We start from the raw sequence: 23,484 nt of genomic DNA, 5'->3' as shown, positions 1-23,484 counted from the left end.
AAAGTTATGCAAAAATCGGTCTTAATTACAGGATGTTCCAGTGGAATCGGTCTGGAAAGCGCGCTCGAATTGAAGCGCCAGGGGTTTCGGGTCCTGGCGGCCTGCCGCAAACCCGACGATGTCGAACGCATGAACGGGCTGGGCTTTACCGGCGTGCTGCTGGATATGGACTCGCCGGAGAGCGTTGAGCGCGCCGCCGATGAGGTGATCGCGCTGACCGATAATCGTCTGTACGGGCTGTTTAACAATGCCGGCTACGGCGTGTATGGCCCGCTGGATACCCTCTCCCGCGAAACGCTGGAGAAGCAGTTTTCCACCAATTTCTTCGGCGTGCATCAGCTCACCATGCGTCTGCTTCCCGCGATGCTGCCGCACGGTGAAGGGCGCATCGTGATGACGTCGTCGGTGATGGGGCTGATTTCCACCCCGGGACGCGGCGCCTACGCCGCCAGCAAATATGCGCTGGAGGCCTGGTCCGACGCCCTGCGCATGGAGCTACGCCACAGCGGCATTAAGGTCAGCCTGATTGAACCCGGCCCAATTCGCACCCGCTTTACCGAAAACGTGAACCAGACGCAGGCGGATAAACCGGTCGAGAACCCCGGTATTGCCGCACGTTTTACCCTCGGGCCAGAGGCAGTGGTGGCCAAAGTGCGCCATGCTTTTGAGAGCGAACATCCCAAAATGCGCTATCCGGTGACGCTGGTCACCCATGCCGTAGGCTGGTTAAAACGCCTGCTGCCGGGCCGGATGATGGACAAAATTTTACACGGCTGAGTTGAAGCGACGACGCGCATCCCCATGTAAAGAACAAACCGACAAAAGAGAAAGCCGCATGTCCGTACAGAATATCGTCAATATTACAGAAGCTAACCTGCAACAGACCCTTGAACAGTCGATGACCAAACCGGTGCTGTTCTACTTCTGGTCTGAACGCAGCCAACACTGCCTGCAGCTGACGCCGGTGCTGGAAAGCCTTGCCGCCCAGTACAACGGTCAGTTCATTCTCGCGAAGCTGGACTGCGACGCCGAGCCGATGGTGGCGTCCCAGTTTGGTCTGCGCGCCATTCCTACCGTCTATCTGTTCCAGAACGGTCAGCCTGTTGACGGCTTCCAGGGGCCGCAGCCGGAAGAGGCTATCCGCGCCCTGCTGGATAAAGTGCTGCCGCGCGAAGAAGAGCTGAAGGCGCAGGAAGGCATGGCGCTGATGCAGGAAGGCAAATACGACGAGGCGCTGCCGCTGCTCAAAGACGCATGGCAGCTGTCGAATCAAAACAGCCAGATTGGCCTGCTGCTGGCGGAAACGCAGATCGCCCTGCACCGTTCAGAAGACGCGGAAGCCGTACTCAAGACCGTTCCGCTGCAGGATCAGGATACCCGCTATCAGGGGCTGGTCGCACAAATTGAGCTGCTGAAACAGGCGGCGGACACCCCGGAAATTCAGCAGCTGCAGCAGCAGGTTGCCGACAACCCGGCGGATGCCGCGCTGGCAAGCCAGCTGGCGCTGCAGCTGCACCAGGTAGGGCGTAACGAAGAGGCGCTGGAGCTGCTGTTCAGTCATCTGCAAAAAGACCTCGCTGCCGCAGACGGTCAGGCGCGCAAGATGTTCCAGGAGATCCTGGCCGCACTGGGCACCGGAGACGCGCTGGCGTCGAAGTATCGTCGTCAGCTGTACGCGTTGCTCTACTAACAAAAAAATGCCCGGTGGCGCTAACGCTTACCGGGCCTACAAAACAGGCTTAACCCGTTTTCTTTAATTGCGTCACCACCAGCTGGTGACGCGCGTTGTAAAACTTCCGATAGGTCAGGTAGCAGGCAATGATGGTCGACAGGCTTGCCGTGGAAAGCAGCATAAACGTCACCATGATCTGATACTTAATCGCTTTTACCGGATCGATACCGGCAAAAATCAGCCCCGACATCATGCCCGGCAGGCTCACCAGCCCCACCGTTTTGGCGGAATCTACCGTTGGGATCAGCGATGAACGAATGCTCTCGCGAATCAGCCGCGCCGAGGCCACTTTTGGCGTTGCCCCCAGGCTTAGTTTCTCCTGTAGCTGCTGCTGTTCACTGCTGAATCGCTGGCCAAGGTTGTTGTAACAGAGCCCAACGGCCACCATCGCGTTTCCCGCAATCATCCCGGAAATAGGGATAACCTGCATCGGCGTAAACTCAATCGAGCCGGAGAGCACCAGCACCGCCAGCGTGAGCGCCGTCCCGGTGGTAATGGCGATAAACGACGAGATAAACGCTTTATCAATGTATTTACTGCGTTTTTTCGCATTCCACGCCGCGTTAAAGCAGATAAAGAGCACCATCAGCAGCGTCAGCACCGCGTGGTTAACGTTGAAGATATACTTCAGCACATAGCCGACGATGATGAGCTGAATCACCGCGCGGCAGATGCTCCACACAATATCTTTTTCCAGCCCCAGCTTTTCGCGGTAGCTGACCACAATCGCAATCAATACCAGCACCATCGAAAAGGCCAGCGATTCGTTGGTAATGTTATGTTCACCCACGGTTTGCCTCCTGCATTTTTCCGCCGTGCGGCTGAAGCGTAATCACGTCATCCGCATGGGTTATTTCGTTAGCATCGTGCGTCACCCACAGCACGGCAATATTTTGCTCCCGGGCGTAGCGATGAATAATCTCGTTGACGTTGCGCTTGTTGACGTCATCCAGCGCGCTGGTGATTTCGTCAAGCAACAACACCTTCGGTAAAAACTGCAGGTTGCGGATCAGCGAGACGCGCTGCTTTTCTCCGCCCGACAGCGCGTTGATGGATTTGGTCAGCGTCTCCTGCGCCAGGCCAAAGCGGGCCAGATCGTTTATAAACTGTTCCGGCTCCGGCGTTTTATTGCGGATTTGCCACGGGAAAATCAGGTTGTCATAAACCGTATCGCCAAAAAGCACGGGCGTTTGCACGCAATAGGAGACCTGCTGGCGATAGCTTTCCGGAGAGAGCGACGCAATATCCTGTCCTTCAAACAGAATGGTTCCCTCCGTCGGGCTGAGGAGTGAGGCCACGATTTTCAACAGCGTGCTTTTGCCGCAGCCTGAGGGGCCCGTGATTAATTTAAACTCGCCCGGCGACAGGCTAAACCCGACGTGCTGCAGGATCGTGTTTTCCCCGACCCGAAATCCGACATCCCTGAGAAGTAATACGTTTTTTTTATCGTTCATTGCGCTTCCGTTAACCGCTTTTTGTCATAACCGTCTGTAGCATAATCCTTTCGCCCGCACAGAGCGAATAGCCTCACGCTAAAGCAAGTGTTAAACTTTTTGTTTGTTATTTGTCACCACCATCACTACAGGAAGTATGCGACATGGCACATATCTTTTATGAGTTTCCTTCCCTGAAGCCTGGTGTTCCTGATGTCGAAACATTAATGGAAGTCATCAAATCGTCGGAACTCACGCGTTTTGTCATTGGTGCAGAGGTGGTGGATTTTGTTAAGAAGGCGCTCATCGTGAACACCACGATCGGCAGCTTCAAAAATTGCTATTTCGCCTTCGACAACGGGACACACTTCCTTGAATTTGACGGTAAGGGAAAATCAAAACGTTTCAATGACGTACCCGACTGGTTCGTCTCTCCGGCGGAATTTTCACGCACCCAGTGGCTTATCAACCACAATCTTGCGGATGTAAAAGCCACTCAGTTCATTGACGTGCTGATGTCCTACCCGCTGAAAGAACGCCGCGCGCACTGTAATTTGTTATTTGGGCTGGAGCTGGAAAAGGTGAATGCGGTTCCGGCCGCAGGTAAAATCGGCAATAAGAACGGTAAAACCACCAAACCACGCGTGACCGATCTGGGATCGTTTGAATTGTTCCGTCAGTTCTTTGCACGAATGAAAACCGCCGTGCTGGCCGATGAGTTCCCTACCCTGCAGGTCCTGACGGGCATGGATAATCTGACAAAAGCGCCGCATAATTTAAAGCAGGGTATCAGAACCTGGTTTAAAGCCATCGCGGGCGACCTTCCACCGAATAACAAGCGCGTTGAAGCGGGGAATGCCGTACTGTTCTGCGCCCCCATTCGCGAACAGATCCAGCGTATCGAAGCGCTGGGGCTGGAGAATTACTACGAGGGATTATCGAAAGCCATTGCTGAAGCGGGTGATGGATTCATCTCTGACTTTACCTATACTTACGAGCAATAAACACACACTTTCACTCGTCACAGCATGCAAAACAGGAGGTTTTTATGCTTATCGTTGTTCCTGTCCTTATTTTCGTTGCGCTGGTTATCGTGGGCGCCGGCGTCAAAATTGTCCCTCAGGGTTATCAGTGGACCGTTGAGCGTTTCGGTCGATACACCAACACACTCCAGCCTGGCTTAAGCCTGATTGTTCCGTTCATGGACAGAATTGGTCGCAAGATCAACATGATGGAGCAGGTTCTGGACATTCCGTCCCAGGAAGTGATCTCCAAAGATAACGCCAACGTCACCATCGACGCCGTCTGCTTTATTCAGGTGATTGATGCGCCAAAAGCGGCCTATGAGGTGAGCAACCTGGAGCTGGCGATCGTTAACCTGACGATGACCAACATTCGTACCGTGCTCGGCTCGATGGAGCTGGACGAGATGCTTTCCCAGCGCGACAGCATCAACACCCGCCTGCTGCACATTGTCGATGAGGCCACCAACCCGTGGGGGATCAAGGTCACCCGCATCGAGATCCGCGACGTGCGCCCACCGGCGGAGCTGATCGCCTCCATGAACGCCCAGATGAAGGCCGAGCGAACCAAGCGCGCCTATATTCTGGAAGCTGAAGGGGTGCGTCAGGCGGAGATCCTCAAAGCGGAAGGTGAAAAACAGTCGCAGATCCTGAAAGCGGAAGGCGATCGTCAGTCCGCATTCTTACAGGCTGAAGCGCGTGAACGTTCGGCCGAAGCGGAAGCCCGCGCCACCCAAATGGTGTCTGAGGCGATTGCCGCCGGTGATATCCAGGCCGTGAACTACTTTGTCGCGCAAAAATATACCGACGCCCTGAAACAGATTGGCTCGGCGAACAACAGCAAAGTGGTGATGATGCCGCTGGATGCCAGCAGCCTGATGGGCTCTATCGCCGGTATTGCCGAACTGATCAAGGACAGCGGAAACGAGCGTAAAAAATGATTGAGCTGATCGTTGCACATCCTCATGCCTTCTGGCTAAGCCTCGGTGGCTTATTGCTGGCGGCGGAGATGCTGGGCGGCAACGGCTACCTGCTCTGGAGCGGTGTTGCCGCCGTCATTACGGGCCTTCTGGTCTGGATCCTTCCCCTGGAGTGGGCGTGGCAGGGCGCACTGTTTGCCGTGCTCACGCTGGTGGCCGCGTGGCTGTGGTGGCGCTGGCTCAACCGGCGGGTTAACGAGCAGAAACCGGTCGACGCGCACCTTAACCAGCGCGGGCAGCAAATTGTCGGCAAACGTTTTACGCTCGATACCGCCCTGGTAAACGGGCGGGGGCATATGCGGGTGGGCGACAGCTCGTGGCCGGTGGTCGCCGACGACGACCTCAGCGCCGGCACGCGGGTTGAGGTCATTGCGGTGGAAGGCATTACCCTGCGGGTGAAAGCCTGTTAGGCAGAGGCCTTACGGTGGCAGCAGCCGGCAAGATTGTCGATTATCGGGCAGTCGGCGCTGTCATCCCCCGGACAGGACTCCGCGAGCTGCAGCAGCTGTTCGCGCATCGCCTGCAGCTCGGTGATGTGGCGTTCAATCTCGGCCACTTTTTCCAGCGTGCGTTTTTTCACGTCGGCGCTGTGACGCTTCGGATCGTTGAACAGGTTAACCAGCTCGCCGCACTCTTCCAGATTAAACCCGACCTGTCTTGCCTGGCGCAGCAGCGTCAGCTCATCAATATGCAGTTTCGTATAGCTGCGGTAGCCGTTTTCGCTGCGCAGCGGCGGCGTGACCAGCCCCTTCTCTTCATAAAAGCGGATTGCCTTGCTGGTTAAGCCGGTTTTTTTTGCCACATCACTGATATTCACATTTCCCCCTTGACCTTCCCCTTGATGGAAGGTTTAACCTTCATAACAGTTAGTAAAAAGCGTTACTCCGGTCAACAACTGACCAAAATATTATACGGGAGTTTTGTTATGTCTCACACTATTGACCTGACGCTGGACGGCCTCTCCTGCGGTCACTGCGTCAAACGCGTTAAAGAAAGCCTGGAACAGCGCCCTGACGTTGAAAGCGCTGAGGTGACTATCGATCATGCCGCCGTCACCGGCAGCGCCAGCGCGGATGCGCTGATCGATACCATCAAGCAGGCCGGTTACGGGGCGGAGTTAAGCCACCCAAAGGCTAAACCGCTGGCAGAGTCATCATCCCCGTCGGAAGCACTGACAGCGGCCACTCCTGAGCTTCCGGTAGCTGATGATATTGATGACAGCCAACAGCTGCTGATCAACGGCATGAGCTGCGCCAGCTGCGTCACCCGGGTACAAAACGCCTTGCAGGCCGTACCGGGCGTCGCGCAGGCACGGGTCAATCTTGCGGAGCGTACTGCGCTGGTGATGGGCAGTGCCTCCGCCGCAGATTTAGTGCAAGCCGTTGAGAAAGCGGGCTACGGGGCGGAGGCCATCGAAGATGATGCCGAGCGCCGCGAGCGCCAGCAGGAAACGGCTATCGCCACCATGAAGCGCTTCCGCTGGCAGGCCATCGTTGCCCTGCTGGTCGGTATTCCGGTGATGGTGTGGGGGATGATCGGCGACAACATGATGGTTACCGACGACAACCGCACGCTGTGGCTGGTGATTGGTCTGATTACCCTTGCGGTGATGGTGTTTGCAGGCGGACATTTCTATACCAGCGCCTGGAAAAGCCTGAAAAACCGCACCGCGACGATGGATACGCTGGTGGCGCTCGGTACCGGCGCAGCATGGCTCTATTCGATGAGCGTGAACGTCTGGCCCCAGTGGTTCCCGATGGAAGCACGGCATCTCTATTATGAAGCCAGCGCGATGATTATCGGCCTGATTAACTTAGGTCATATGCTGGAAGCCCGCGCCCGTCAGCGCTCCTCGAAAGCGCTGGAAAGATTGCTCGATTTAACCCCACCGACGGCCCGCGTGGTCACGGACGAAGGGGAAAAGAGCGTTCCGCTGGCCGAGGTTCAGCCGGGCATGACGCTGCGTCTGACAACCGGCGACCGGGTTCCCGTTGACGGTAAGATAACCCAGGGCGAAGCCTGGCTGGATGAAGCGATGCTGACCGGGGAGCCTATCCCCCAGCAGAAATCAGACGGCGACGCCGTGCATGCCGGTACGGTCGTGCAGGACGGCAGCGTGCTGTTCACCGCCAGCGCCGTCGGCAGCCACACCACGCTGTCGCGTATTATCCGCATGGTGCGCCAGGCGCAGAGCAGCAAGCCGGAAATTGGCCAGCTTGCTGACAGAATCTCGGCCATTTTTGTGCCGGTGGTGGTTGGTATTGCCCTGCTGAGCGCGGCGATCTGGTATGTCTTCGGCCCCGCGCCGCAGATTGTTTATACCCTGGTGATCGCCACCACGGTACTGATCATTGCCTGTCCTTGCGCCCTTGGTCTGGCGACGCCGATGTCGATCATCTCCGGCGTTGGCCGCGCAGCCGAATTTGGCGTACTGGTGCGGGATGCGGACGCGCTGCAGCGGGCCAGCACCCTCGATACGCTGGTGTTTGATAAAACCGGCACGCTGACGGAAGGTAAACCGCAGGTGGTGGCCGTCCACACGGTCGGCATTCCGGAAGGGAACGCGCTGCGCCTCGCCGCCGCGCTGGAGCAAGGCTCCAGCCATCCGCTGGCGCGCGCCATTCTCGATAAAGCGAGTGAGTCTGCCCTTCCGCAGGTCAGCAATTTCCGCACCCTGCGCGGGCTCGGCGTCAGCGGCGAAGCAGAAGGCCACGTGCTGCTGCTGGGCAACCAGGCATTGCTCAATGAAAACGGTATTGATACCACCGCGCTGGAAAGCGAGCTTAAAGCGCAGGCGTCTCAGGGCGCCACGCCGGTTCTGCTGGCGGTGGATGGCAAAGCCGCCGCGCTGCTGGCCGTGCGCGATCCGCTTCGCCAGGACAGCGTGGACGCCCTGCAGCGCCTGCACCGTGCCGGTTACCGTCTGGTAATGCTGACCGGGGATAACCCGACCACCGCCAACGCCATCGCGAAAGAAGCCGGAATTGATGAGGTGATTGCGGGCGTACTGCCGGACGGTAAAGCGGACGCCATCAAGAAACTGCAAAGTCAGGGCCGTCAGGTGGCGATGGTCGGCGACGGTATCAACGATGCCCCGGCGCTGGCCCAGGCGGACGTGGGGATTGCGATGGGTGGCGGGAGCGATGTCGCCATTGAAACCGCTGCCATCACGCTGATGCGCCATAGCCTGATGGGCGTTGCCGACGCGCTGGCCATTTCAAAAGCCACGCTGCGCAACATGAAGCAGAACCTGCTGGGGGCGTTTATCTATAACTCACTCGGCATCCCGATTGCTGCCGGTATTTTGTGGCCGCTGACCGGCACGCTGCTTAACCCGGTGGTCGCGGGTGCGGCGATGGCGCTCTCCTCCATCACCGTGGTGAGCAACGCCAACCGCCTGCTGCGCTTTAAACCGAAGGATTGAACCTTGTACCCGTACGCGCTAGCATGAACCTTTCCGTTCATGGAGCGCGTATGGGTCTGTTTAATCGTATAAAAACATCGTTTCGCGCCCTTTTCCCTCGCCGTTACGCCTGGCCCGGTCTGGATATCTCGCTCCCCGGCGGGCAACACCTGCACCTGGTCGGCAGCATCCATATGGGAACGCAGGATATGTCTCCCCTGCCACCCGGCCTGATAAAACTGCTGAAACACGCCGACGCGCTGGTCGTTGAGGCGGACATTTCCGGTCAGGAGTCACCGTTTGCCGGGCTCGAGAGCGATCTCACCCTGGCGGAGCGCCTGGATGAAACCCAGCTTGCGGAACTGACGCGCGTGGCCGATGAGACGGGCGTCTCGCTCTCTATGATTGACACCCTGCCGCTCTGGCAAATCGCGATGGTATTACAGGCTACGCAGGCGCAGCGTCTGGGCCTGCGCGGTGATTACGGCATCGATTACCAGCTGCTGAACGCAGCAAGGGCGCGCAGCCTGCCCATCATCGAGCTGGAGGGGACGGACAGCCAGATTGCGCTTCTGCGGCAGCTTCCCGACGACGGCTTGATGCTGCTGGATGATACGTTGACCCACTGGCACACCAACGCTCGCCTGCTGCAGACCATGATTGGCTGGTGGCTGGATGCGCCGCCAGAGGACGGTAAGCTGGCATTACCGTCGACGTTCAGCGAATCGCTGTATGATGTGCTGATGAATGCGCGCAACAAAGCCTGGCGGCAGACGCTGCATGCTTTACCTGCGGGGCATTACGTGGTGGCGGTTGGGGCGTTACATTTGTACGGAGAAGGGAATTTGCCGTCACTGTTAAAATAAAAAAATGGCCAATATTTCTATTGGCCCGTCAAAGAGGAATTTCATCGTTTTTATTATGCCGAAGGAGACCTTCGGTTGAGCCGATTGTCGCTCAAAGTGACCATCACTGCCAATACTATTGCGCAAGATGGTGCTATTTTTTAGACAAACGTCAGGCGTATGCTGTTGGCATGATTTGTCTGTCGTAAGAAGGATAGCTATGACTCCCGCCGTTAAATTACTCGAAAAAAACAACATTTCTTTCCGGATCCACACTTACGATCACGATCCGAACGAGACCAACTTTGGTGATGAAGTGGTGCGCAAGCTGGGGCTGAACGCTGACCAGGTTTATAAAACGCTGCTGGTGGCGGTGAACGGCGATATGAAGCACCTCGCCGTCGCGGTGACTCCCGTGGCAGGACAGCTGGATCTGAAGAAGGTCGCCAAAGCGCTGGGGGCGAAGAAGGTGGATATGGCCGATCCGATGGTGGCGCAGCGCACCACGGGCTACCTGGTGGGCGGCATCAGCCCGCTCGGACAGAAAAAACGCCTGCCGACGCTGATCGATGCCCCTTCGCAGGAATTTGACACCATCTTTATCTCCGGCGGCAAACGCGGGCTGGACATTGAGCTGGCCGCGGGCGATCTGGCGAAAATGCTGGACGCGAAGTTTGCGGATATTGCCCGCCGGGATTGAGGAAATTGCCCGGTGGCGCTGCGCTTACCGGGCCTACGGTTCGGATGTAGGCCGGGTAAGGCGAAGCCGCCACCCGGCACAAAATCCCCGCACTACTGCCAGCTCACCTCGCCTTTCGGCTCATATGCATTCACGTCAATCGGTGAATTCTGCTCGATGAACTGCTTCAGCACTTCGGCATCGATAAAGCCGGTATTCACGTATCCCGGTTTATTATCAATATGCGGATAGCCGTCGCCGCCCGTGGCGTTGAAACTTAGCGTCGCCAGACGGTACGTTTTAGCCGGGTCAACCGGTTCGCCTTTGATCTTCAGGTCGTTAAGCTTGCCGTCTTTCGCGACGAAGCTGACGTTGGCAAACTGCGGATAGGCCCCGGAATCTGGCTTCATCTGCGCCACGGCGGTCAGGTACTCAATCACCTCTTTCCCGCTCATATCCGCATACACCACCACGTTGCCGAACGGCTGTACCTTCAGGACGTCTTTATAGGTGATGTTTCCGCCTTCGATGGAATCACGAATGCCACCGCCGCTCATTACGCCAAAGTCAGCGCCGGTGCGCGCTATTTGCGCCGCCAGCACCAGATGGCCCATGTTGGTCTGCACGAAGCGGACTTTGCTGCGGTCCCCTTCCAGGCGGCCATTGAGCGTGCCAATCTTCACGTCCAGCTGCGCCTTGCCTTTGTTCTGGAACGGCGTCAGCAGGGAGAGCATCTGCTGGTTCTCTGCAATCTCAGGCGTGTAAAGTACGCGCTCACTTTTCCCGTCCGGGTAGGTGACCTTCTTCTTCAGGTTGACCGGAATGAGCTGGTAGTGAACCAGCTTCATCTCGCCGTTACGGAACTCGAAATCTGCACGACCCACGTATTTGCCCCACTCGTGCGCCTGTACGATCCAGATACCGTTCTGACGGTCCGGCGCGCACGGCGTGCCCGGCACGTAGTCCACCTGCTTTTTGTTCTCCGAGGCCATACACACCGGATCCTGTGAGTGACCGCCCACAATCATTGCCAGCGAGCCTGCCGGCAGGCTGCGCGCCATCTCGACGTCGCCGGGCGCATTGGAGCCGTGCTCACCGTTGTCGTAGTGCCCCATGTGGGTGGTGGCGATAATCACGTCCGGCTTTTCGTTTTGCTGCAGCTCCTGAATCACCAGCTTCGCTTCGTCTGCCGGTTTGCGGAATTCGATATCGGTAAAGAACTCGGGGTTACCAATTTTCGCCGTATCGTCAGTGGTTAAGCCGATGACCGCGATCTTCAGATCCTGACGCTTAAACAGCGCCCACGGCTTAAACAGGCGTTCGCCGGTGCTTTTCTGATAAATATTGGCTGAGAGGAACGGGAATTTGGCCCATTTTTCCTGCTGACGCAGCACGGTCAGCGGATTATCAAACTCATGGTTACCCACGGCCATCGCGTCGTAGCCAATCAGATTCATGCCGCGAAAGTCGGGTTCGGCGTCCTGCAAATCGGATTCCGGCACGCCGGTATTAATATCACCGCCTGAGAGCAACAGTACGCTGCCGCCCTGAGCCGCCACCTCTTTGCGAATGCCATCCACCAGCGTTTTTTGTGCCGACAGGCCATATTCGCCGTATTCACTGCGCCAGAAGTGACCGTGGTGGTCGTTGGTATGCAGAATGGTAATTTTATAGGTTTTGTCTTTTTCATACGCCTGCGCGGGCAGGCTTACCAGCCCCCACGCCGCGATGAGCGCCAGCGCGACGCCCCGCTTCATTAACTTCATCTTCTCTCTCCCTGACCAATAGACAAAGGCAGAAATTACAGTGACTAATAAGAATAGACAAATAAGTTTTCATAATTGCGACTTTCTTCAAATGTCCCGGGCGGGTATGTTAGTCGGATAATAATTACACCCTGCATCTCTAATAACTAAAGACGTGGTACTTCTCTCTATGGCAATCAGTGAATCAACCCAGCCCGCTCCGGGCGCGCCGGCGTCGCCGCCTGCATCGCGCACCTCCTTTAAAGTCTTAGGCGCAATCAGTCTCTCGCACCTGCTCAACGACATGATCCAGTCGTTGATTCTGGCGATTTACCCGCTGCTGCAGTCTGAGTTCTCACTCACCTTCGTGCAGATCGGGATGATCACCCTGACCTTCCAACTGGCTTCGTCGCTGCTGCAGCCGGTGGTGGGCTACTGGACGGATAAATACCCGATGCCGTGGTCGCTGCCGGTTGGCATGTGCTTTACCTTAAGCGGGCTGGTGCTGCTGGCCATGGCCGGGAGTTTTGAAGCCGTGCTGATCGCCGCCGCGCTGGTGGGTACCGGGTCGTCCGTGTTCCATCCGGAGTCCTCCCGCGTGGCACGGATGGCGTCCGGTGGTCGTCACGGGCTGGCGCAGTCGCTCTTCCAGGTGGGCGGTAACTTTGGTAGCTCCCTGGGCCCATTGCTGGCGGCGGTGATCATCGCGCCGTATGGCAAAGGCAACGTGGCCTGGTTTGTACTGGCCGCACTGCTGGCGATTATCGTGCTGGCGCAAATCAGCCGCTGGTATGCCGCGCAGCATCGCGTGAACAAAGGGAAACCTAAAGCGAAGGTTATTAATCCCCTGCCGCGCAATAAGGTTATCCTGGCCGTCTCTGTGCTGCTGGTGCTGATTTTCTCGAAATACTTCTATATGGCGAGCATCAGCAGCTATTACACCTTTTATCTGATGCAAAAATTCGGATTATCGGTACAAAATGCGCAGATTCACCTGTTTGCCTTCCTGTTCGCCGTCGCGGCCGGTACGGTCATTGGCGGGCCTGTGGGTGATAAGATTGGGCGTAAATATGTCATTTGGGGCTCTATCCTCGGCGTGGCGCCGTTTACCCTTATTTTGCCGCACGCGAGCCTTGAATGGACGGGGATTTTAACCGTGATTATTGGTTTTATCCTCGCTTCCGCGTTTTCCGCCATTCTGGTTTATGCCCAGGAGCTGCTGCCTGGCCGTATCGGTATGGTTTCCGGACTCTTTTTCGGTTTCGCCTTCGGTATGGGCGGGCTTGGCGCAGCGGTGTTAGGGATGGTTGCGGATCACACCAGCATCTTCCTGGTTTATAAAATCTGCGCTTTCCTGCCGCTTCTTGGGATGTTAACCATATTCCTGCCTGATAACCGGCATAAAGCCTGAATTACGGGTAGCCAAAGTTTTACTTTGGCTACCTGACACCCTGATGCCATAAGGGTTTCTTCTTCATCCACTCTCTGAATTTATCAAAATGCGCTTTTTTACGTGCATATTGCTGTTTTATTCAAACTTCAACAATTATTCATAAACATAAGGGTAAAAATTGTCATAAACTATTACTCGGTTTTTTGGTTTTCGCCAAAAAGGAACACCCACAACGAAAGGAGACGGAATGCACCACGCCACACCGCTTATCACCACCATTGTTGGTGGACTTGTGCTCGCTTTTATCCTCGGCATGATTGCCAATAAACTGCGTATTTCTCCTCTTGTCGGCTATCTGCTGGCAGGTGTTCTGGCGGGACCGTTCACGCCAGGTTTCGTTGCGGATACCAAACTGGCACCTGAACTGGCGGAATTGGGCGTGATTCTGCTGATGTTTGGCGTCGGTCTGCATTTTTCCCTGAAGGATTTGATGGCGGTAAAGTCGATTGCCATACCGGGAGCGATCGCCCAGATAGGGGTGGCGACGCTGCTGGGGATGGCGCTTTCGGCCGTACTGGGCTGGTCGCTGATGACCGGCATCGTATTTGGGCTGTGTCTCTCAACCGCCAGTACCGTGGTGCTGCTGCGCGCGCTTGAGGAGAGACAGCTGATTGACAGCCAGCGCGGGCAGATCGCGATTGGCTGGCTGATTGTGGAAGACCTGGTCATGGTCCTGACGCTGGTACTGCTGCCTGCCGTCGCCGGGATGATGGAAAAAGACAACGTCGGTTTTGCCTCGCTGGCGCTGGATATGGGCATCACCATCGGTAAGGTTGTGGCGTTTATCGCCATCATGATGCTGGTGGGCCGCCGTCTGGTGCCGTGGATCATGTCCCGCAGCGCGGCGACCGGCTCACGCGAGCTGTTTACCCTCTCCGTGCTGGCGCTGGCGCTGGGCATCGCCTTTGGTGCCGTTGAGCTGTTTGATGTCTCCTTTGCTCTGGGTGCGTTCTTCGCCGGGATGGTACTGAACGAGTCCGAGCTGAGCCACCGCGCTGCGCACGATACGCTACCGCTGCGCGATGCCTTCGCCGTACTGTTCTTCGTCTCCGTCGGGATGCTGTTTGACCCGATGGTCCTGATCCATCAACCGCTGGCCGTGCTGGGCACGCTGGCGATCATCATCTTTGGTAAGTCGCTTGCCGCCTTCTTCCTGGTGCGGATGTTTGGCCACTCGCCGCGGACGGCGCTGACCATTGCCGCCAGCCTGGCGCAGATCGGTGAGTTCGCCTTTATTCTGGCCGGTCTGGGCATGGCTCTGAACCTGCTGCCGCAGGCAGGGCAAAACCTGGTGCTGGCGGGGGCGATCCTGTCGATCATGCTGAACCCGGTGCTGTTTGCCCTGCTGGAAAAATACCTCGATAAAACCGAAACGCTGGAAGAGCAGACGCTCGAAGAGGCCATCGAAGAAGAGAAGCAGATCCCGGTTGATATTTGCAACCACGCTCTGCTGGTCGGCTTTGGCCGCGTGGGCAGCCTGCTCGGTGAAAAGCTGATGGCACAGGGCATTCCGCTGGTGGTGATTGAGACCTCACGCACCCGCGTCGACGAGCTGCGCGAGCGCGGTATTCGTGCGGTGCTGGGCAATGCGGCGAACGAAGAGATCATGAATCTGGCGCATCTGGACTGCGCCCGCTGGCTGCTGCTGACCATTCCTAACGGCTATGAAGCGGGTGAGATTGTGGCTTCCGCACGCGCGAAGTGCCCAACAATTGAGATTATCGCCCGGGCGCACTATGACGACGAGGTGGAGTACATTACCGAGCGCGGTGCAGATAAGGTGGTGATGGGCGAGCGCGAGATTGCTAACACGATGCTGACGCTGCTGGAAAAACCGCCGGTTGAAGAGGCGGTGACGGGGTAAGTTTGGTGCGGTCTGATGCCCTCACCCTGGCCCTCTCCCACGGGGAGAGGGAACAAACATTAAAAAAGGCAACTTACGTTGCCTTTTTACATTTACCGATCCCAATAAGCCTCTTCGAGGCTGTCTTCCCGTTCCGGCAGACCACGCGTTAAGCGCGGTGAGTGCTGGTTCAATACCTGATAGCTCACGCGGTTGGCGTACTTACACACCTGCGCCAGCGACGAATAGGTCAGCCAGCTGAATTTGTGCTTGCTGGAGTTCGGCACGTTGGTTTTGTGGTAGGCGTTAGCGGTGATGTCGTGCAGCAGCGCGGCCAGCGCGCCGTCGCCCGCGCCGTTGGTGTTCATGATCTTCTCCGGACCACCCATATATGGCGCGATGTGAGAGTAGATCCGCAGCGGGTTGATGCAATCCTGATGGCGCATACCGCGGCTGAACTCGTACTGGTTAAACTCGGCAATCGCGCCGGGCAGCAGCGGGTGCTGGGTCTTGCGTTTGCTCTCTTCCTCCGTGAAGCCGGCCATATACAGCCCAACCGGGCCCGCGGTGCAGAGCACCAGGTCCACCCAGTCCAGCGCTTTATCAGATGCCAGCAGCGGATCGCTTTCACCGGTCAGCGCTTCGGCCTCCTCTTCGTTCATCGCCAGAATCGAGACGTGCTCTTTCAGGAAGGCCTGCCACCACTCCGGGTTATCGGCGATAACGAATTTCGTGCCCAGCGTCAGAACGACGGGCACGTTGTATTTCTTCGCGTACTCAATCGCCTTCATGGTCGCGTCGGGCATGGGCTCGCCCGGCTTGCAGCGCACCAGGTAGGAGGTCAGCACCAGCGCCGAGGCGCCCGCGATCACCTCTTCCGGAATACTCTCGGCGCGCAGCTTGTTCATGTGGCCGGGGCTGATGGCAAAGGTACGCTCGCCGGACTCACCGATCAGCGTGAAGCAGCGGCCAATCGGCCCGTCAACGCCCTGCAGGTAGTTCAGATCGGTACGGCTGGAGGTGTTGCAGAGATAGCGGTAGGCATAGCCACCAATTTCGATATTGCTGCACATCACGCCGAGCAGCACCGAGCGGTCGTCTGCCAGCACGGAGTAGTTGTGCATGGTATTGCCGATGGTGCCACCGGCGAACTGATGGGTAATCAGGTTTTCGCGCACCAGCTCCTGGTACAGCGCTTCGGCAACGTCGTCTTCAATCACCAGCGAATGTCCGGCGCTCAGACCGTAACGGGCGACAAACGCATCATCCACTTTGGCTTCAATGTCCACCAGCGTCTGATCGATACCGACGACCCACGCCGCGCTGGTTTCATTTTCTGGCTGGATTTGCTGCAGGAGCGGATCGCGGGCATCGACGGGGAAGTAGTGTTTGGATTTGCGTTTACCGGGAAATTTCATGGTCTGAACTGTACGAAGAATATGGGCCGGGAATGGTAGCACAAACCCGGCCCGGAGTGCGATCAGCGGCTGTTCGTCACCAGCGAGACCATCATGTCGATATGCTCAGGCGAGTCGTTAAGCGCCGGAATGTACTCGTACTTTTCGCCGCCAGCCTCCAGGAAAAATTCCCGATTTTGCACCGCGATCTCCTCCAGCGTTTCCAGACAGTCTGCCGAGAAGCCCGGCGACATCACCTGAATATGCTTCACGCCCTTCTCGCCGAGCATTTTGAGGGTTTCATCGGTGTACGGCGTCAACCACGGCTCGCGGCCGAAGCGCGACTGGAAGGTCATCATCACCTTCTCCGGCGGCAGGCCAAGGGCGGAGACCAGCTCGCGCGTGGTATCGCGGCAGCGCTGGGGGTAATCATCCCCTTCGTTAGCGAAACGCTGAGGGATCCCGTGATAGGAAAGCAGCAGCAGATCCGGCTCGCCGTGCTTTTCAAACGACGCGCGCGCGCTGTTGGCAAGCGCCTTGATGTAGAGATCGTTATCCGCGTAGTCGCGAATAAAGGTCACGCCCGGAATGCGGCGGCGGGTCGCCAGAATGCGGGCCAGCTCGTCCCAGACGGCGGCCACCGTCGAGCAGGAGTACTGCGGGTAGAGCGCCAGCACGACGATATGGTCCACGCCCTGCGCCAGCAGGGATTCTACCGCGCTTTCCAGGGAGGGTTTGCCGTAGCTCATGCCGAGCGCGACGGGCATATCCGGCAGGCGGGCGGCCAGCGCTTTTTCCTGACGACGGCTGTAAACCATTAGCGGCGAGCCCTCTTTCATCCACACGGACTGATAGAGTTTGGCGACGCGCGGAGAACGAATCGGCAGAATGACGCCACGCAGCAGAGGCCACCACAGCAGTCTCGGGAAATCCACGACGCGCGTGTCGCTTAAAAACTGTCGCAGGTAGCGTTTTACCGCGTCTGATGTAGGTGCTTCTGGGGTGCCCAGATTGGCAAGCAGGATGCCGGTTTTCGCCTGACTCATTCACGCCTCTTAACCATTTGATAGGTTGTCAATTGTAGCGGAAATGCGTTTAAACGAAACCCATTGCTGTAATAGGTAAGATGAGAATATTTCTCACCCGGAGGGCCCGGGTGAGAGAAATGCGATTAGCCGAGGATTTTTTCCAGCTCTGCACGTACGTCAGCCACGGCTTTGGTGCCGTCAACTTTAGCGTATTTGGTGTTACCCGCCTGCGCTTCTTTGGTATAGTAGCCGATCAGCGGCGCGGTCATCTGATGGTATTCCACCAGGCGCTTGCGCACGGTCTCTTCCTGATCGTCTTTACGGGTGGTCAGCTCTTCGCCGGTCACGTCGTCTTTGCCTTCAACCTTAGGCGGGTTGAATTTGATGTGGTAAACGCGGCCAGAAGCAGCGTGTACGCGACGACCAACGATACGGTCAACGATCAGCTCGTCCGGTACGTCGAACTCCAGAACGTAGTCCACGTTGATGCCCGCTTCTTTCATGGCGTCAGCCTGAGGAATGGTGCGTGGGAAGCCGTCCAGCAGGAAACCGTTACGGCAGTCTTCCTGAGCAATGCGCTCTTTGACCAGAGCAATCACCAGCTCGTCGGTCACCAGCTTGCCTGCGTCCATGATGTCTTTCGCCTGTTTACCCAGCTCGGAGCCAGATTTAACAGCGGCGCGCAGCATATCACCGGTGGAGATTTGCGGAATACCGTATTTCTCCATGATGAACTGAGCCTGAGTTCCTTTACCCGCGCCCGGAGCGCCAAGCAGAATAATACGCATTGCGAAAATCCCCTCAAAAGTCGTTTCAATTTTTCAAAAGCGCTAAACAATACCACCAGAACGGGCATCGCTCAAGGAAGGCAGGAAGGCTGAAACGGTTAACGGGGGGAGATTATTTGGGAGGGTGCGGTCTGGTGCCCTCACCCCGGCCCTCTCCCACGGGGAGAGGGAGAAGACCAGGGGAGGCGTGGTCAATTACGCCAGCAGCAGCGCATTCACACGTTTAATGAACAGGTTAGGATCTTCCAGCGTGCCGCGCTCGGCCAGCAGGGACTGATCCAGCAGCAGTTCAACCCACTCGGCAAAGCGGGCGTCGTCCTGGGTATCCGCTGCGCGTTTCACCAGCGGATGATCCGGATTAAGCTCAAAGATATATTTCACTTCCGGCATCGCCTGGCCCGCCGCCGCGAACAGTTTCGCCATCTGGGTGCCCATTTCGTCGGCATCGGTGGTGACGATGGCCGGGGTGTCGGTCAGACGGTGCGTGAAACGCACCTCTTTCACGCGGTCGCCCAGCAGGGTTTTCACGCGCTCAACGAACGGCTCCAGCGCCTTCTCGGCTTCTTTCGCGCTTTCGTCCACTTCATCCGCCAGCTTGTCGATGGACTCGTCGGCTTTGGCTACAGACTGGAAGGATTTACCGTCGAACTCGGTCAGGTAGTTCATCATCCACTCGTCGATGCGGTCAGAAAGCAGCAGCACTTCGATGCCTTTCTTGCGCAACAGCTCCAGGTGCGGGCTGCTCTTCGCCGCCGCGTAGCTGTCGGCGGTGATGTAGTAGATCTTCTCCTGCCCTTCTTTCATGCGGGAGACGTACTCTTCCAGCGACACGGTCTGCGCGGAGGAGTCGGTATGCGTTGAGGCGAAACGCAGCAGTTTGGCGATGGTTTCAACGTTCGCGGTGTCTTCTGCCGGGCCTTCTTTCAGCACCAGGCCGAACTGTTTCCAGAAGGTCTGATATTTTTCCGCATCGTCTTTCGCCAGTTTTTCCAGCATCTGCAGCGCACGTTTGGTCAGGGCGTTGCGCAAGTTACGGGTGACGGTGCTGTCCTGCAGAATTTCACGGGAGACGTTGAGCGGCAGATCGTTAGAATCGATCAGGCCGCGCACAAAGCGCAGGTAGTTCGGCATGAACTGCTCGGCGTCGTCCATGATAAAGACGCGCTGCACGTACAGCTTCAGACCGTGCTTGTGATCGCGGTTCCACATGTCCCACGGCGCCTGTGCCGGGATGTACAGCAGGCTGGTGTACTCCTGCTTACCTTCCACACGGTTGTGGCTCCAGGTCAGCGGGTCGGTAAAATCGTGGGCGATGTGCTTGTAGAATTCGTTGTACTCGTCGTCTTTAATTTCAGACTTGTTGCGCGTCCACAGCGCCTGCGCCTTGTTGATCTTCTCCCAGGAAACCACGTTTTCACCGTCTTTCTCTTCCTGTTTTTCAATCTCGACCGGCAGGGCAATGTGGTCGGAATATTTGCTGATGATGGAGCGCACGCGCCAGTCGTTCAGGAAATCGTCTTCGCCTTCGCGCAGGTGCAGGGTGATTTCGGTACCGCGATCCGCTTTGGTGATGTCATCAACGGTATATTCGCCTTCCCCTTTGGACTCCCACAGCACGCCGTTTTCAGCGCTGTCGCCCGCCGCACGGGTACGGACGGTGACTTTGTCCGCCACGATGAACGCCGAGTAGAAACCGACGCCGAACTGGCCGATGAGCTGGCTGTCTTTCGCCTGGTCCGAGCCCATGGACTCGAGGAACGCTTTGGTGCCGGATTTGGCGATGGTGCCGAGGTGGTCGATCACCTCGTCGCGGTTCATCCCGATGCCGTTATCGGCGATGGTCAGGGTGCGGTTCTCCTTATTGAACGAGACGCGCACGCGCAGCTCGCCGTCGCCTTCGTACAGATCCGGGTTAGACAGCGCGCGGAAGCGCAGCTTGTCCGCCGCATCGGATGCGTTGGAAATCAGCTCACGCAGGAAAATTTCTTTGTTGGAATACAGGGAATGGATCATCAGGTGCAGAAGCTGTTTTACTTCTGACTGGAAACCACGGGTTTCTTGTCCTTTCATCTATGTCGACCTCAACAATGCCATTTAATGGGGTTTTAAAACGTTGAGTGAGAGATGGGGATAAGGGGGGAAATTTTCAAGCGGAGGCCGCGCGCGCAGCCTCCGTTTGGTCAGAAAATAATCTTGTGACGCCCGGCCAGAGAGTGCGACAGCGTGGTGCCGTCCACCATCTCCAGCTCGCCGCCCACCGGCACGCCATGGGCGATGCGGCTGGCGTCAACGCCGTACTGCGAGCACAGCTCGGCGATGTAGTTGGCGGTTGCCTCCCCTTCCACCGTCGGGTTGGTGGCGAGGATCACCTCTTTGATGGTTTCGGACTCAAGACGCTGTTCAAGGCGGTCAAGACCGATATCATCCGGACCAATACCGTCCAGCGGGGAGAGATGCCCCATCAGCACGAAGTAGCGGCCGGAAAACTGCCCGGTTTGTTCGATGGCGTAGATGTCCGCCGGACTCTCCACCACGCAAATCTGACCGTTTTCCTGACGACGCGGGTTCGTACAGATGTTACACACGTCCTGCTCGGTAAAGGTACGGCAGTCCGCACAGTGACCAATTTCTGACATGGCGCGGGTCAGAGCCTGCGCCAGGCGCATCCCGCCGCTGCGGTCGCGCTGCAATAGCGTAAACGCCATGCGCTGCGCCGACTTCGGGCCAACGCCCGGCAGGCAGCGCAGTGCTTCCATTAACTGCGTGAGCAGCGGACTGGTTTGCATCAGAATGGCATCTTGAAGCCAGGCGGCAGCTGCATACCGCTGGAAACAGAAGCCATTTTCTCTTTCTGAGTTTCGTCGATACGGCGAGCGGCATCGTTAAACGCGGCTGCAACCAGATCTTCCAGCATCTCTTTGTCGTCTTCGAGCAGGCTTGGGTCGATTTCCACGCGACGGCAGTTGTGCGCACCGTTGATGGTCACTTTGACCAGACCGGCACCGGACTCACCCGTGACTTCCAGCTGAGCGATCTCTTCCTGCATCTTCTGCATTTTTTCCTGCATCTGCTGAGCCTGCTTCATCAGGCCACCCAGACCGCCTTTTCCACCAAACATAGGCTTCTCTCTTTTTCACGTTTAAGGATTACAACCGTAAGTCAGACTCACGATCAAATGGGGCGAATACTCTCTTCATCCAGATCGGCGTCGAAGAACCGGCGCAGGGTCTGAATGTTGTTATCCGCAATAATCGCCTCGCGCGCCTGCGCGAGCTTTTCTTCATAAATGGCCTGGCGCCACTCGAGCGGCGTTTTCACTGCCGGATTATCATCTTCAATGATAGTCAATTCAACCGGCGCGCCCTGTAATGTGGCGAGCGCCTCGGCCAGCGCCTTTTGCGCGCCAGGAGAATTGAGGTGTCGCTGGCCCGGACGCAGGTGCAGACGCACCTGATTGCCGTCCTGCTCTTTCCAGGCGTTCAGCGCGACCTGCTCCACCAGCTTCGGCAACTGGAGTTTGCTGACCTCAGCGGCCCAGGCGTCGCGCGCAATGGACTCTTCGGCAAGCTTCGCGGAAAGCTCCGGCGTTTTCTCATGCTCCAGCGCCTTTTTCAGCGCTTTCGGCGTGGCGACCTCTTCCTTCACCTCTTCGGTGATGGTGGTTGCCTTCCAGCGGTAAGCCTCTTCTTTCACCGGGGCTTTCTGCTCGAGCGCGGACGGTGCCGGACGCGACTGTACGCGCTCCGTTACCGAGGCCAGTCGTTCAAGCGCGGCGTTGTTAACCGGCCGCGCTCTTCCTGGCGCTGCCGGTTCACTCTTTTTTGGTTTGGTTACTCCCTGGGCACGCTGCAGCTGGCTGCGTGCGGCAAGCACCGAACTGGTGGCATCCGACAGCGGCACGTTTTGCTGCGGTGGCGGCGTCGGCTGCTGTGGTACCTGCTGCGGCGACATCACAGCCGTAGGGGCGACCGGCGCGAAAGACTGCCGCGGCACTTCCGGCTCCGACAATGGCATGCGCGGGTGGAACGCCAGCGCGCGCAGCAGCGTCATTTCAACGCCCATACGCGGATCCGGCGCGAACGGTAACTCTTTGCGGCCAATCAGCAGCGTCTGGTAGTACAGCTGCACGTCGGCAGGCGGCACGGTGCGGGCAAGTTCACGCATCCGCTGTTCAATGGTCGCCATATCCGCACCAATGGCGGAGGGAGAAAGCTGCAGCATAGCCACGCGGTGCAGCAGGCTGAGCATCTCAACCAGCAGCCCTTCCCACTCAATACCCCGGGCAGCGGCGGCATTCACCTGCGACATCACGCGTTCGCCGTTGGCGGCAATCATCGCTTCGATAAGCGACAGCGCCTGATCGTCATCCAGCGTGCCGAGCATGGTGCTGACCGCCTCGGTGGAGAGCTTGCCGTCACCGCTGGCAATCGCCTGGTCGGTCAGGCTGAGCGCATCACGCAGGCTGCCGTCCGCCGCGCGGGCCAGCAGCTGCAGGGCGCGCGGTTCGTGGACAATCTTCTCTTCATCAAGAATGTGCTCAAGCTGCGCACGGATCTGCTCGACGTCCAGTGCCTTCAGGTGGAACTGCAGGCAGCGCGATAAAATCGTGACCGGCAGCTTTTGCGGATCGGTGGTCGCCAGCAGGAACTTCACGTGCGCGGGCGGCTCTTCCAGCGTTTTCAGCAGAGCGTTAAAGCTGTGGCGCGACAGCATGTGCACTTCATCGATCAGGTAGACCTTGAAGCGGCCGCGCGCCGGGGCGTACTGCACGTTGTCGAGCAGGTCGCGGGTATCTTCCACTTTGGTGCGCGAGGCGGCGTCGATCTCGATCAGATCGACAAAACGCCCCTGTTCGATCTCCCGGCAGTTATCACACACGCCGCACGGCGTGGCGGTGATCCCGGTTTCGCAGTTGAGACCTTTTGCCAGCAAACGGGCAATAGAGGTCTTACCGACGCCGCGGGTGCCGGAAAAAAGATAGGCGTGATGGATGCGACCTAGCGACAAGCCGTTCGCCAGGGCCGTCAGCACATGTTCCTGACCGACAACGTCAGCAAAGGTTTGTGGTCGCCATTTACGGGCTAACACCTGATAACTCATGGGCAGGCTCTGCAACGCTGGAAGGTGAATTTATGG

General features: G+C 57.6%; 21 protein-coding genes and 1 other annotated feature. Of the genes, 10 read left to right on the top strand and 11 right to left on the bottom strand.

What is annotated here, in order from left to right; genetic code table 11:
* The first annotated feature begins 6 nt into the window (after positions 1-6).
* Together OTG14_RS01005 and OTG14_RS01000 are read left to right on the top strand one after the other, a co-directional pair.
* Positions 7-777: an SDR family oxidoreductase gene (locus OTG14_RS01005; RefSeq protein ID WP_014882827.1), complete on the top strand. Its 771-nt coding sequence runs from the start codon at positions 7-9 to the stop codon at positions 775-777.
* A gap of 58 nt (positions 778-835) precedes the next feature.
* Positions 836-1,690, top strand: a complete 855-nt coding sequence (locus OTG14_RS01000) for a co-chaperone YbbN (protein ID WP_024906867.1) — start codon at positions 836-838, stop codon at positions 1,688-1,690.
* Positions 1,691-1,739: 49 nt separating this feature from the next.
* On the opposite strand, the gene fetB is transcribed toward OTG14_RS01000, so the two are convergent.
* Together fetB and fetA are read right to left on the bottom strand one after the other, a co-directional pair.
* The gene (gene fetB / locus OTG14_RS00995; RefSeq protein ID WP_024906866.1) at positions 1,740-2,522 is read right to left on the bottom strand and encodes an iron efflux ABC transporter permease subunit FetB; all 783 of its coding nucleotides are present in this window, start codon (positions 2,520-2,522) and stop codon (positions 1,740-1,742) included.
* The gene (fetA, locus tag OTG14_RS00990) at positions 2,515-3,186 is read right to left on the bottom strand and encodes an iron efflux ABC transporter ATP-binding subunit FetA (RefSeq protein ID WP_032646196.1); all 672 of its coding nucleotides are present in this window, start codon (positions 3,184-3,186) and stop codon (positions 2,515-2,517) included. Before fetA ends, fetB begins: the two co-directional genes overlap by 8 nt.
* Before the next feature lie 143 nt (positions 3,187-3,329).
* On the opposite strand from fetA, the gene OTG14_RS00985 reads away from it, so the two are divergent.
* From OTG14_RS00985 to OTG14_RS00975, 3 genes are read left to right on the top strand one after another with little or no spacing between them, the layout of a single operon-like run.
* Positions 3,330-4,169 carry a hypothetical protein gene (locus OTG14_RS00985; protein WP_024906864.1) on the top strand — a complete coding sequence of 280 codons (840 nt, stop codon included), beginning with the start codon at positions 3,330-3,332 and terminating at the stop codon, positions 4,167-4,169.
* Between the two features lie 44 nt (positions 4,170-4,213).
* Entirely contained in the window at positions 4,214-5,128 is a 915-nt protein-coding gene (locus tag OTG14_RS00980; protein ID WP_024906863.1) for an SPFH domain-containing protein, read from the top strand.
* Complete coding sequence (locus OTG14_RS00975; protein ID WP_024906862.1) at positions 5,125-5,577, top strand: NfeD family protein; 453 nt, start codon at positions 5,125-5,127, stop codon at positions 5,575-5,577. Before OTG14_RS00980 ends, OTG14_RS00975 begins: the two co-directional genes overlap by 4 nt.
* On the opposite strand, the gene cueR is transcribed toward OTG14_RS00975, so the two are convergent.
* A complete protein-coding gene (gene cueR, locus OTG14_RS00970) occupies positions 5,574-5,984 on the bottom strand; it encodes a Cu(I)-responsive transcriptional regulator (protein ID WP_024906861.1) in 411 nt (136 codons plus the stop codon). The genes OTG14_RS00975 and cueR overlap by 4 nt on opposite strands.
* A 108-nt stretch (positions 5,985-6,092) precedes the next feature.
* On the opposite strand from cueR, the gene copA reads away from it, so the two are divergent.
* The 3 genes from copA (at position 6,093) to ybaK (ending at position 10,115) form a co-directional block, all read left to right on the top strand.
* Positions 6,093-8,591, top strand: a complete 2,499-nt coding sequence (copA, locus tag OTG14_RS00965) for a copper-exporting P-type ATPase CopA (RefSeq protein WP_267214452.1) — start codon at positions 6,093-6,095, stop codon at positions 8,589-8,591.
* Between the two features lie 50 nt (positions 8,592-8,641).
* On the top strand, positions 8,642-9,436 hold the full coding sequence (locus OTG14_RS00960) for a TraB/GumN family protein (RefSeq protein WP_248163508.1): 795 nt from the start codon (positions 8,642-8,644) through the stop codon (positions 9,434-9,436).
* A 199-nt stretch (positions 9,437-9,635) separates the two neighbouring features.
* Positions 9,636-10,115 carry a Cys-tRNA(Pro)/Cys-tRNA(Cys) deacylase YbaK gene (gene ybaK, locus OTG14_RS00955; RefSeq protein ID WP_023343509.1) on the top strand — a complete coding sequence of 160 codons (480 nt, stop codon included), beginning with the start codon at positions 9,636-9,638 and terminating at the stop codon, positions 10,113-10,115.
* Between the two features lie 92 nt (positions 10,116-10,207).
* On the opposite strand, the gene ushA is transcribed toward ybaK, so the two are convergent.
* On the bottom strand, positions 10,208-11,860 hold the full coding sequence (gene ushA, locus OTG14_RS00950; protein ID WP_024906858.1) for a bifunctional UDP-sugar hydrolase/5'-nucleotidase UshA: 1,653 nt from the start codon (positions 11,858-11,860) through the stop codon (positions 10,208-10,210).
* 169 nt (positions 11,861-12,029) lie between these two features.
* Here ushA and OTG14_RS00945 point away from each other — a divergent pair, with 169 nt between their 5' ends.
* Positions 12,030-13,250, top strand: coding sequence for an MFS transporter (locus tag OTG14_RS00945; RefSeq protein ID WP_061715852.1), 1,221 nt, complete (start codon positions 12,030-12,032; stop codon positions 13,248-13,250).
* A 229-nt stretch (positions 13,251-13,479) separates the two neighbouring features.
* Positions 13,480-15,156, top strand: a complete 1,677-nt coding sequence (ybaL, locus tag OTG14_RS00940; RefSeq protein WP_024906856.1) for a YbaL family putative K(+) efflux transporter — start codon at positions 13,480-13,482, stop codon at positions 15,154-15,156.
* A gap of 92 nt (positions 15,157-15,248) precedes the next feature.
* On the opposite strand, the gene OTG14_RS00935 is transcribed toward ybaL, so the two are convergent.
* The 7 genes from OTG14_RS00935 to dnaX all read right to left on the bottom strand — a co-directional run bounded on the left by OTG14_RS00935 (position 15,249) and on the right by dnaX (position 23,448).
* The gene (locus OTG14_RS00935; RefSeq protein WP_047347244.1) at positions 15,249-16,553 is read right to left on the bottom strand and encodes an inosine/guanosine kinase; all 1,305 of its coding nucleotides are present in this window, start codon (positions 16,551-16,553) and stop codon (positions 15,249-15,251) included.
* A 62-nt stretch (positions 16,554-16,615) separates the two neighbouring features.
* Complete coding sequence (gene hemH, locus OTG14_RS00930) at positions 16,616-17,578, bottom strand: ferrochelatase (protein ID WP_248272959.1); 963 nt, start codon at positions 17,576-17,578, stop codon at positions 16,616-16,618.
* Positions 17,579-17,703: 125 nt separating this feature from the next.
* On the bottom strand, positions 17,704-18,348 hold the full coding sequence (gene adk, locus OTG14_RS00925) for an adenylate kinase (RefSeq protein WP_006809841.1): 645 nt from the start codon (positions 18,346-18,348) through the stop codon (positions 17,704-17,706).
* A 195-nt stretch (positions 18,349-18,543) separates the two neighbouring features.
* The gene (gene htpG / locus OTG14_RS00920; RefSeq protein ID WP_267214451.1) at positions 18,544-20,418 is read right to left on the bottom strand and encodes a molecular chaperone HtpG; all 1,875 of its coding nucleotides are present in this window, start codon (positions 20,416-20,418) and stop codon (positions 18,544-18,546) included.
* A 110-nt stretch (positions 20,419-20,528) separates the two neighbouring features.
* Positions 20,529-21,134, bottom strand: coding sequence for a recombination mediator RecR (gene recR, locus OTG14_RS00915; protein ID WP_008499298.1), 606 nt, complete (start codon positions 21,132-21,134; stop codon positions 20,529-20,531).
* The gene (locus OTG14_RS00910) at positions 21,134-21,466 is read right to left on the bottom strand and encodes a YbaB/EbfC family nucleoid-associated protein (RefSeq protein ID WP_003858972.1); all 333 of its coding nucleotides are present in this window, start codon (positions 21,464-21,466) and stop codon (positions 21,134-21,136) included. The genes recR and OTG14_RS00910 overlap by 1 nt, the downstream gene beginning before the upstream one ends.
* A gap of 53 nt (positions 21,467-21,519) precedes the next feature.
* Positions 21,520-23,448, bottom strand: coding sequence for a DNA polymerase III subunit gamma/tau (gene dnaX, locus OTG14_RS00905; RefSeq protein ID WP_208763569.1), 1,929 nt, complete (start codon positions 23,446-23,448; stop codon positions 21,520-21,522).
* Positions 22,126-22,190, bottom strand: a sequence feature (DnaX frameshifting element). Its footprint overlaps the gene before it by 65 nt.
* Positions 23,449-23,484: the final 36 nt, after the last annotated feature.

This window comes from Enterobacter pseudoroggenkampii (assembly GCF_026420145.1).
Lineage (GTDB): Bacteria > Pseudomonadota > Gammaproteobacteria > Enterobacterales > Enterobacteriaceae > Enterobacter > Enterobacter pseudoroggenkampii.
This window is presented reverse-complemented; position numbering and strand designations above follow the sequence as displayed.